Source organism: Maribacter sp., assembly GCF_039968975.1.
Taxonomy (GTDB): domain Bacteria; phylum Bacteroidota; class Bacteroidia; order Flavobacteriales; family Flavobacteriaceae; genus Maribacter.
Genome location: NZ_JBDVOT010000157.1, coordinates 1 through 11,421, shown reverse-complemented (window position 1 = coordinate 11,421; position 11,421 = coordinate 1). Strand labels below are relative to the sequence as shown.

The 11,421-nt window shown below is 34.8% G+C and carries 5 protein-coding genes and 2 pseudogenes; 4 read left to right on the top strand and 3 right to left on the bottom strand.

The genetic code is table 11. The features are described from left to right. Positions 1 to 814: pseudogene (locus ABJI11_RS10685) on the bottom strand (hypothetical protein); the annotation flags it as partial. A 40-nt stretch (positions 815 to 854) separates the two neighbouring features. Beyond that, positions 855 to 3,413: a DNA gyrase subunit A gene (gene gyrA, locus ABJI11_RS10680; protein WP_348351963.1), complete on the bottom strand. Its 2,559-nt coding sequence runs from the start codon at positions 3,411 to 3,413 to the stop codon at positions 855 to 857. Positions 3,414 to 3,672: 259 nt separating this feature from the next. Here gyrA and ABJI11_RS10675 point away from each other — a divergent pair, with 259 nt between their 5' ends. Both ABJI11_RS10675 and ABJI11_RS10670 read left to right on the top strand, forming a co-directional pair. Next, entirely contained in the window at positions 3,673 to 6,225 is a 2,553-nt protein-coding gene (locus tag ABJI11_RS10675) for an ATP-dependent Clp protease ATP-binding subunit (protein WP_348351961.1), read from the top strand. 206 nt (positions 6,226 to 6,431) lie between these two features. Next, the gene (locus ABJI11_RS10670) at positions 6,432 to 6,830 is read left to right on the top strand and encodes an STAS/SEC14 domain-containing protein (RefSeq protein WP_348351965.1); all 399 of its coding nucleotides are present in this window, start codon (positions 6,432 to 6,434) and stop codon (positions 6,828 to 6,830) included. Between the two features lie 6 nt (positions 6,831 to 6,836). Here the strand turns inward: ABJI11_RS10670 and ABJI11_RS10665 are convergent, their stop codons facing one another. Continuing rightward, the gene (locus ABJI11_RS10665) at positions 6,837 to 8,384 is read right to left on the bottom strand and encodes an NAD(P)H-hydrate dehydratase (RefSeq protein WP_348351959.1); all 1,548 of its coding nucleotides are present in this window, start codon (positions 8,382 to 8,384) and stop codon (positions 6,837 to 6,839) included. Positions 8,385 to 8,652: 268 nt separating this feature from the next. On the opposite strand from ABJI11_RS10665, the gene thrA reads away from it, so the two are divergent. Both thrA and ABJI11_RS10655 read left to right on the top strand, forming a co-directional pair. Then, complete coding sequence (gene thrA / locus ABJI11_RS10660) at positions 8,653 to 11,094, top strand: bifunctional aspartate kinase/homoserine dehydrogenase I (RefSeq protein ID WP_348351957.1); 2,442 nt, start codon at positions 8,653 to 8,655, stop codon at positions 11,092 to 11,094. A gap of 23 nt (positions 11,095 to 11,117) precedes the next feature. Next, positions 11,118 to 11,421 (top strand): annotated as a pseudogene (locus ABJI11_RS10655) (homoserine kinase); the annotation flags it as partial.

Sequence of the window (11,421 nt, the reverse complement as noted above, 5' to 3'; positions counted from 1 at the left end):
AATATAAGTTAGCTTCGTTCAAAATAAGATTTACATCTTCTGGATCATTTTTTCTAGCCTCTTGATAAGCCTCTAAAGCCTTCTCATCCTGACCTAATTGCGTATAGATTAATGCAGTATTCTTAACGATTTCAGCTTTTTTAGATGGAGTCTTCTCATCTACAGGGTTAGAATAAGTACCTGATTTTACCATAAGGTCACGTTGAACCTTATCCATTTCCTCTACTTCACCTGAAGTTGCATTGGTTGCTTTATAAATCATACTACCACCATCATAACCAATTTCTTGAAGTTCGTTATAATAGCCTAAAGCCATTTCATAATGCCCACCGTTTACAGCACTACCTGCAGCATAGTACAAGTATGAAGTATCTTTTGGACTAAGCGTATAACTCATGTATAATTTCTCAGCAGCTTCTTTGAACTTATTGTTACCATTATCACTAACAGCAGAGTTTACAAGATCAGCAGTTAATGCTGCCATGTACTGGTTAGTTTCAGAAGTATATTTTTGCTTGCCGGAAGCCTCTTCTATTTCTACAACTTTCTTAAAAGAAGATGCCGCTTTTTCAAACGCATCATTATTTCCTTTCTTAGCCAAATCATTATATATCTTACCTCTTGTAAAATAATATTGCGCCTGCGTCTTTTCATCTGCTGCGGCAATGGTACCTGAAGCGGCTTCTAAAGCTGTTTGTGCAGTAGCTGAATCACCAGCTTTCAATGCCTTTTCAGCAGCTTTTATTTCATTCTTCTGAGCAAAACCGATCATTGAAAATGTCAGTGCCGCTACAAGTAATAATCTATTCTTCATTTTTAATATATTAATTATTAGTGTTTACTTTTAAATAATGTTACTCTTCAGTTTCAGAATTATCAGTGTCAGTACTTTCTTCGGAATCAGAATTATCAACCTCCGTGCCATTTTCTGCATTTACTTCAATATCAAGTATTTCAGATTCTTCAAGATCATCTTCATCTTTCATAACCTTTGCAACTGCAGCAATAGAGTCATTACCTTTAATATTTATCAATCTAACACCTTGTGTTGCTCTACCCATTACACGTAAATCCTCTACGCTCATACGAATAGCAATTCCAGATTTATTGATTATCATTAAGTCATCAGAATCGGTAACGTTTTTAATTGCTACAAGTCCACCCGTTTTATCGGTCACACTAATAGTCTTAACACCTTTTCCTCCTCTGTTGGTAACTCTATAATCATCAATACTTGATCGCTTACCATAACCTTTTTCAGAAACAACTAATATTTCATCTTCAAAATTATGAACAGAAACCATACCGATTACCTCGTCTTCATCATTTGCCAAAGTAATACCACGAACCCCAGAAGCATTTCTACCCATTGGTCTTGTCTTACTTTCTTCAAAACGAATTGCTTTACCAGATTTAAGTCCTAAGAAAATCTCACTTGAACCTGTAGTTAATTTAGCTTCTAACAATTCATCACCGTCACGCACGGTAATGGCATTAATACCATTTTGACGTGGTCTTGAATATTGCTCTAAAGATGTTTTCTTAACAACACCTTTCTTTGTAGCCATAATAACATAATGGGCATTTATATATTCTTCATCCTTTAAATCTTGTGTACAAATGAATGCTTTTACACTATCATCTTGCTCAATATTTATAAGGTTCTGAATTGCACGTCCTTTTGATGTTCTACTTCCTTCCGGAATTTCAAATACACGCATCCAGAAACATTTACCCTTCTGGGTAAAGAATAACATATATTGGTGATTGGTACCTACAAACAAATGTTCCAAGAAATCTTCATTTCTTGTAGAAGATGCTTTTTGGCCAACACCACCCCTATTTTGTGTCTTGTATTCCGTTAACGGAGTTCTCTTAATATAACCTGCATGAGAAATGGTAATTACCACTTGCTCATCTGGAATCATATCTTCCATACTAAGATCACCACCTGCAACATTAATTACAGACCTTCTTTCATCTCCGTACTTATCTTTAATTTCAAGAAGTTCATCTTTGATGATAGACATTCTACGCTCTTTCTTATCAAGAATATCTCTTAAATCTGCAATAAGAAGCATAATTTCATCATACTCTGTTCTTAGCTTATCTTGCTCCAGACCAGTTAGTTGACGAAGTCTCATTTCTACGATTGCCTTCGCTTGAATTTCACTTAATTTAAATCGTTCAATTAAGTTTGTTCTTGCTTCATCAGCATTTTTAGAAGCTCTTATAATAGCAATTACCTCATCAATATTATCTGAAGCAATAATTAAACCTTCTAATATATGTGCACGATCTTCAGCTTTCTTTAATTCGAACTGTGTACGTCTAACCACAACTTCATGTCTATGCTCAACGAAATAATGAATCATTTCCTTGACATTTAACAACTGTGGTCTTCCATTAACCAATGCAATGTTGTTAACGCTAAAAGATGTTTGCAATGCTGTATACTTAAACAGCATATTCAATACAATATTAGGAATAGCATCTCTCTTTAAGATGTAAACGATACGCATACCGTTACGGTCAGATTCATCTCTAATATTAGCTATACCTTCTAGCTTCTTATCATTAACAAGATCGGCAGTTTTCTTGATCATATCTGCCTTATTGACCTGGTAAGGAATTTCAGTAACAACGATACATTCACGACCCTGAACTTCTTCAAAAGTTGCTTTTGCACGCATTTTTACACGTCCTCTACCTGTATGAAAAGCCTCTTTTACACCATCATAGCCATAAATAGTTCCTCCAGTAGGAAAATCTGGCGCTTTAATATGTGTTATAAGCTCATCTATCTCAATATCGTTATTATCAATATATGCAACCGTACCGTCTATAACTTCAGACAAATTGTGTGGTGGCATATTGGTAGCCATACCTACAGCAATACCAGATGCACCGTTCACCAACAAACTTGGAACCCTTGTTGGCAGTACCGTTGGCTCTTTTAAAGAGTCATCAAAATTCAATTGATAATCTACGGTCTCCTTTTCTATGTCAATAAGCATATCGTCTGCAATCTTACGCATACGGGCTTCCGTATAACGCATTGCCGCAGGGCTATCACCATCAACAGAACCAAAGTTACCTTGACCATCTACCAACATGTAACGCAAACTCCATTCCTGAGCCATACGAACCATGGCATCATATACCGAAGTATCACCATGCGGGTGGTACTTACCTAAAACTTCACCAACAATACGTGCAGATTTTTTATGCGAGCTATTACTTCTAACTCCTAATTCATGCATTCCGAAAAGAACTCTTCTGTGTACGGGTTTTAATCCATCCCTGACATCTGGCAGGGCTCGTGACACAATGACCGACATTGAGTAATCAATGTAGGCAGATTTCATTTCCTCTTCAATATTAATGGGAATCAATTTTTCACCGTCAGCCATTTTAAAATCTTCTGTTTTTTAATTAGTAAAAAAGCATGCCAATATACTTAAATCCTGAGCGTTTTAAGAATAAGTGGATTTAATAATATTATTTTTTATTAACACTTGGCATAGTTATGTTAATTTTTACTTTATATCAGGATTTAGACACTATTAAAGCCGCATTTAATGGGTTTTACAATAACTTTAACGATTATAGGTACGGTATTTGCCATTGATTGAATCATATTTAGTAATTTTATAGTAGATAATATAGTATATGGATGATAATTTTTCCCCAAGAGTTAAGGATGTAATTGCTTATAGCAAGGAGGAAGCATTGCGACTTGGTCACGATTTTATCGGTACCGAGCACCTCATGCTAGGGCTTCTTAGAGATGGAAACGGGAAGGCTATAAGCATTTTAGATGCTTTAGAAGTTGATCTTGAACACCTACGTAGAAAAGTAGAAATACTTAGTCCCTCTAACCCTAACGCCAGTGGCGTACAAAAAGATAAAAAGAATTTACACTTAACAAGGCAAGCAGAGCGTGCATTGAAAACTACATTTCTAGAAGCTAAACTTTTTCAAAGTTCTTCTATAAATACAGCGCACCTTCTACTTTGTATTCTTAGAAATGAAAATGACCCTACTACGAAACTTTTACATAAATTAAAGGTGGATTATGACGGAGTTAAGGAACAATTTAAGTTTATGATTACAAGTGACGACGATATGGTAGATGGGCCAACGGCCGAATCTTTTCCTAGTGACTCTGAAGATACGAACGAAGGTAAAGAAAGTACTTTTGGCGCTTCTTCTAGTCAAAAAGGCTCCAAAAAATCTAAAACCCCGGTATTAGACAATTTTGGTAGGGACCTTACCCAAATGGCCGAGGAGAATAAATTAGACCCTGTTGTTGGTAGAGAAAAAGAAATAGAAAGGGTTTCTCAAATTCTTAGTAGAAGAAAAAAGAACAACCCATTGCTTATAGGTGAGCCAGGTGTTGGTAAAAGTGCCATTGCAGAAGGACTTGCCCTAAGAATAATAGACAAAAAAGTTTCTAGAATTCTTTATAACAAAAGAGTTGTTACCCTTGATCTTGCTTCTTTGGTTGCCGGTACAAAATACCGTGGACAGTTTGAAGAGCGAATGAAAGCGGTTATGAACGAACTTGAAAAGAATGATGATGTCATTTTGTTCATTGATGAAATTCATACTATTGTTGGTGCAGGTGGAGCTACCGGAAGTTTAGATGCTTCCAATATGTTTAAACCAGCATTGGCTAGAGGTGAAATTCAATGTATTGGTGCCACTACCCTAGATGAATACAGACAGTATATTGAAAAGGATGGCGCACTAGAAAGACGTTTTCAAAAAGTTATTGTTGAACCAACTTCTGTTGATGAGACAATTGAAATTCTTCATAATATAAAAGGTAAGTACGAAGATCACCATAATGTAACCTACACTGACGAAGCTATTGAAGCTTGTGTTAAGTTGACAAATAGATACATGACGGATCGTTTTTTACCGGACAAAGCTATTGATGCTTTAGATGAAGCTGGTTCTCGTGTACATATTGTAAATATGGATGTTCCAAAACAAATTCTTGAATTAGAAAAGAAATTGGAGGATGTACGCGAACTTAAGAACAGCGTTGTCAAAAAGCAGAAATACGAAGAAGCTGCAAAGTTACGTGATGACGAGAAAAGTCTAGAAAAGGAACTTGCCATAGCTCAAGAGCGCTGGGAAGATGACAGTAAGCTTAACAAAGAAACTGTTAGCGAAGATAATGTTGCCGATGTTGTTTCTATGATGAGTGGAATTCCTGTAAATAGAATTGCACAAACAGAGAGCAATAAATTAGCAGGATTACCAGAGCTTATTAAATCTAACGTTATTGGTCAAGATGATGCGGTTGCAAAGGTCTCTAAAGCGATACAACGTAACAGAGCCGGACTTAAAGATCCTAACAAGCCAATTGGCTCGTTTATATTCTTAGGTCAAACAGGTGTTGGTAAAACACAGTTGGCAAAAGTATTGGCAAAAGAACTTTTTGATTCTGAAGACGCACTTATTCGTATAGATATGAGTGAGTATATGGAGAAGTTTGCCATCTCTAGATTAGTTGGTGCACCTCCAGGATACGTAGGTTACGAGGAAGGCGGTCAATTGACTGAAAAAGTTAGAAGAAAACCTTACTCTGTAATTCTTTTAGATGAAGTAGAAAAAGCGCATCCAGATGTATTCAACATGTTGCTACAAGTATTGGATGATGGTTTCTTAACTGATAGTCTTGGTCGTAAAATTGATTTTAGAAATACCATTATTATAATGACTTCTAATATTGGCGCTAGACAATTAAAAGATTTTGGACAAGGTGTTGGTTTCGGTACTTCTGCCAAAAAGTCACAAGAAGACGCACACCAAAAAGGTGTTATTGAAAATGCTTTGAAAAAAGCCTTTGCTCCGGAATTCTTAAATAGAATTGATGATGTAATTGTTTTCAACGCGCTAGAAAGAGAAGATATTCATAAGATTATTGATATTGAGTTAGCGAAGTTGTTCAAGAGAATCAAAGATATTGGTTACCACTTGAACCTTACTGACGAAGCTAAAGATTATATCGCAGAGAAAGGCTTTGACAAACAGTATGGAGCTAGACCGCTTAAAAGAGCTATTCAAAAATATATTGAAGATGCACTTGCAGAGGAAATAGTGAATTCTAAGCTTAAAGAAGGAGATAGTATTTATATCGATCTTGATAAGAAAAGTGAAGAATTAACCATTAAAATTGAAAAAGCAGAGGAAGAATCACCTAAAACATAGGTATTCACACTTTACTACTATATAAAAAAGGAGCCCTTTGTAGGGCTCCTTTTTCGTATAATTCAATTTCAATTGTAAGAATACAAATACACTGAACAGTAGGCATACGCAGTATGAACGATATTTTAGCGTTTAAACTAAAAATTTACCTAGAAAATGTAGTTCATTATACTTTCGCTTCAGACACACTATATAATAATATAAGAATGAAGTTAGGATCTACCAAGAAAAAGGTAATCGTGCGGGAGTACGAATTAGAAACCGGAAAAATTCAAGTTTATGATAATTACATGGTATCAATCTTTGACGAGGGAGCTACATTAACTTTAGAGAGAGCGTATCAAATTATTGGTATATCTGAAATTCATTTTAGGGACAGAAACTTTGGCTTTATAAGTTTGCGCAAAAATTCTTTTGCCATTGACCCTACCATATACAACTATCTTAAACAATTAGAAAACCTTAAAGCTTTTGCAATTGTCTCTGTAAAAGAGATAGACATGCATAACTTTAAGATTGAAAAACTGTTTTATAAAAAACCTATGAAGTTTTTTATAGAATTTGATAATGCTTTAAAATGGGTAAAAAGAAGAGTTAATTCTTAAACCAAATCAATTTTGTTGATTCTCCTCTTCAACTACAGGTTGTTCTGGCATTTTAAATAAATCTAAATATGCTCCAGCCATATTATCAATGAGATGAGATGCTGTTAAAGATTGAAATCCTGTAGATTCTACAGCAATATCACCAGCTCTACCATGCAAGTAGACCCCAAATATTGCCGCATCTAAAGCAGGATAACCCTGAGCTCTTAGCCCCGTAATTACACCTGTTAAGACATCACCACTCCCTGCGGTAGCCATACCAGGGTTTCCAGTTGTATTTACATAACCCTTATCATTCTGTACAACAATAGTATGTGCTCCTTTAACAACAACTATACACTTATATTTTTTAGAAAATTTCTTGACCTTATCTAATTTTTCAAAGTCATCTTTCCAATTTCCAATTAACCGCTCTAACTCCTTTGGATGCGGAGTTAAAATGGAATCTTCCGTCAACTCTTTTAACAACTCTTTATTCTGAGAAAGAATATTAAGAGCATCAGCATCTATTACTAATGGCAACTTATTACTTTTTAAGAAACTAGATAAAGCATTTACCGTATCCCCACTTGTACCAATACCAACCCCTACTCCAATAACTGATGGCTTTATATCAAACTTTATATCCGTAAGTTCATTTTCATCGGCATCTGTTAAAACCATAACTTCCGGTAAAGAAGTTTGCAAAATATTATATCCTATTTTAGGCACATAAGATGTTACAAGACCACTACCTGAATAAAGTGCTGCTTTAGACGAAAGACATACTGAACCCATTTTACCATAACTACCGCCAATTATCAATGAATGCCCGTAAGTACCTTTGTGTCCATATTTTTCACGTGGTCTATACAAGGTAAGAACTTCATTTTTACCTATTAATTCATAATCAGTTTCTGTTTCTCTTAAATATTCTGGGTCTAGTCCTATATCCAACACTTCCCATTGATCTATAAACTTGCCTGTTTCAGGAAGAAAGAATACCAACTTGGGAGTTTGAAAACTTAAGACATAATTTGACTTAATTATAGATTCGAAATCCTCAGGACCTTCATCGGTAAATAATCCTGACGGAATATCAATAGAAAGAATAAATGCTTCAGAACTATTTAAATGTTGAATTACTTTTTTAACCCAGGCATCTGGTGTTCTATTCAATCCAATTCCAAAAATACCATCTATAATAACATCTTCTCTTCCTATTACCGGTAGCTCATCATCACAATTCATAAAATGAGGCCAAACCTTACGATCCTTTAATCGGTCTAAATTTATTAGAAAATCTTTAGATCGCTTTTCGCTATAATTGATAACATACACTTCTAAATTATATCCATGATCAACAAGGTGCCTTGCTAGAGCAATGCCATCTCCCCCATTATTACCAATACCACAGAATAAATGTATTTTAACAGGAGCTCCTTGCATGCGTAAATGCATCCAATTAAAGAGTTGTAAAGCAGCACGTTCCATTAGCTCATTACTTTCTATCTCTTCTTTTTTAATGGAAATCTGATCTGCTTTATAAATCTGTTTTGCACTATATAATTTCATTCTTTCTTGTATTTATATCTAAAAAATAACTATTCCGTAAAAAATTGTGGAATGATTTGTTTAAGTTATCAAATGTACTACTTTTGATTTTCAACCATTAGTATTTATGGACTGCTATAAAACAGACATAACATTCGATTTCACTTCAGCTACTATTACTTATGGTACAACTACGGCATGTTTCACCCTTAGGGGTTAAATACTATATATCTCCGTACCCGTGTTTAATTACACCATTTTTTAAATTACAAAGTCAATATTTCATATCATGAAAGTTCTAAAATTTGGTGGCTCATCTGTAGCCAAGCCTGAAAATATAATTAAAATTAAAAATATTATCTCTAAGTATGACGACCCAATAATACTGGTTGTTTCAGCCTTAGGAGGTGTAACCGATCTTTTACTAGAAGCTGGATCCTTAGCTTCTGTTCAAGATGAATCTTATAAAAATATTCTAAGTACATTAGAAGAAAGACACTTATCTACCATAAAAGAGCTTATGCCCGTTACAGCACAAAGCAAGGTATTAAGTAAAGTGAAAAGTGAATTCAATGTACTGGAAACATTATTAGAAGGTGCTTTTTTTATTGGAGAAATCACTCCTAAATTATCAGATAAAATAGTTAGCTACGGCGAACTTCTTTCTTCTTATATCATTAGCGAATACCTTATTAGTGAAAAACTAGACGCTGAGTTTAAGGATAGCAGAGAGCTTATTGTTACGCACAAGCTCAACGGTAAAAATGTAGTTAATTTTGTAAAAACCAATGCTAACTGCATTGAACACTTTAAAGTTTCTGATAAAAAAGTAACGGTTTGCCCAGGTTTTATAGCTACTTCTGAAGATGGAATATCTACAACCTTAGGTAGAGGCGGTTCTGATTATACTGCAGCCATTTACGCAGCTGCTATAGATGCGGATGTATTAGAAATCTGGACAGATGTCAGTGGTATGTATACCGCCAACCCAAAAATGGTAAAACAAGCAAAAGCTATTCCGCATATTTCTTATGAAGAAGCTATGGAGCTTTCTCATTTTGGCGCTAAAGTGCTTTACCCACCAACTATTCAACCTGTGTTATCTAAAGGTATATCAATAGTTATTAAGAACACCTTTAGTCCTGATGAAGCAGGAACATTAATTACTAAATCTAAAAATGAAAAAGGAAAGACTGTTCGTGGAATAAGCCATATTGGTAATATTGCACTACTTTCTTTAGAAGGACCTGGTATGGTAGGTATACCCGGAATTTCAAAACGCTTTTTCGAAGTACTTTCTCAAGCAGATATTAGCGTGGTGCTAATTACGCAAGCATCATCTGAGCACTCTATATGTGTAGGTATATCTGCCGATGATGTTGAAAAAGCTATAAATATTGTAAATGAAGCTTTTGAATATGAGATTGAAAGAGGACGAATAAAAAAAGTAATTCCTGAAAATGATTTAGCCATTGTCGCCTTAGTGGGTGATAACATGAAAAGTCATCAAGGTTTGAGTGGTAAAATGTTTAGTACGCTTGGTAAAAACAATGTTAATATACGAGTGATTGCACAAGGTGCATCTGAGAGAAATATTTCATGTATTATTAATGAGAAGGATGTAAAAAAAGCTTTGAATGCATTGCACGAAGAGTTTTTTGAGGAAAACATTAAGCAACTTAACCTTTTTGTAATGGGTGTTGGTAATGTTGGTGCAAAGTTTTTAGAGCAAATTAAAGAACAACGTAAATTCTTGAAAGAGAATTTAAAATTGAACATTAGAGTTATAGGAATGTCTAATTCTAGAACAATGCTTTTTGATGAAAAAGGTATTGATTTAAATGATTGGTCTTCAAAACTTGCATCAGGTGAAAAAGCAGACAAGGTTAAGTTTTTAACGTTGGTCAATAGCCTAAATTATAGAAACAGCATATTTGTCGATAATACGGCCAGTGAAGAGGTTTCCAAAACCTATAGCGAGTATTTAGGCAATAGTATCTCTGTTGTAACTTGTAATAAAATTGCTTGTTCATCTACATTTGAGAATTATTCTCATTTGAAATCTTTAGCAAGAACATATAATGCCCCTTTCTTGTTTGAAACTAATGTTGGTGCCGGTCTACCTATTATAGATACTCTAAAACACTTAATAGCATCTGGTGATAAAATTTTGAAAATTCAGGCGGTGTTATCTGGTAGTTTAAACTTTGTTTTCAACAATTTCAATGACAAAACTACCTTCCATGATGTAGTAAAACAAGCTCAGGAAGAAGGATATACGGAACCTGATCCAAAAATTGATTTAAGTGGAGTTGATGTAATGCGTAAAATTTTGATTTTAGCTCGTGAGAGTGGAAATCAATTAGAAATCAGTGATATTACCAATAATTCGTTTTTACCTGAAGAAAGTTTAAACACAGCAAACAACGATGAATTCTTTGCTTCTTTAATACAAAATGAAGCTCATTTTCAGTCTTTATTCACTAGTGCAAAAAATGCAGATAGCAAGTTGAAATATGTAGCCCAGTTCGATAATGGTAAAGCAAGCGTAGGTCTACAAGAAATACCTAAAGGCCATGATTTTTACAACTTAGAAGGCAGTGATAATATTGTACTATTTTATACGGAAAGATACCCTAATCAGCCAATGATCATTAAAGGTGCTGGCGCTGGTGCTGCCGTAACGGCTTCTGGTATATTTGCGGATATTATACGAATTGGTAATTTCTAAATTTCATAACAACAGTATTTATTATGAGCCAAAATGAAATTAAAGTTTTTTGCCCTGCAACAGTTGCAAACGTTTCATGCGGATTTGATGTTCTAGGCGTTGCCCTAGATGCTGTCGGTGATGAAATGGTAGTTAGAAAAGTATCTCAAAAGGGAATAAAAATAACCAAACTTACAGGGCAAGACTTACCTAAAGAGACCTTAAACAATGTAGCTGGTGTTGCCGGCAATGCATTTTTATTGGCATCTGATTATGATGGCGGGTTTGAAATTGAAATTGACAAAAGAATAAAACCCGGTAGTGGTATTGGCAGCAGTGCTGCTAGTT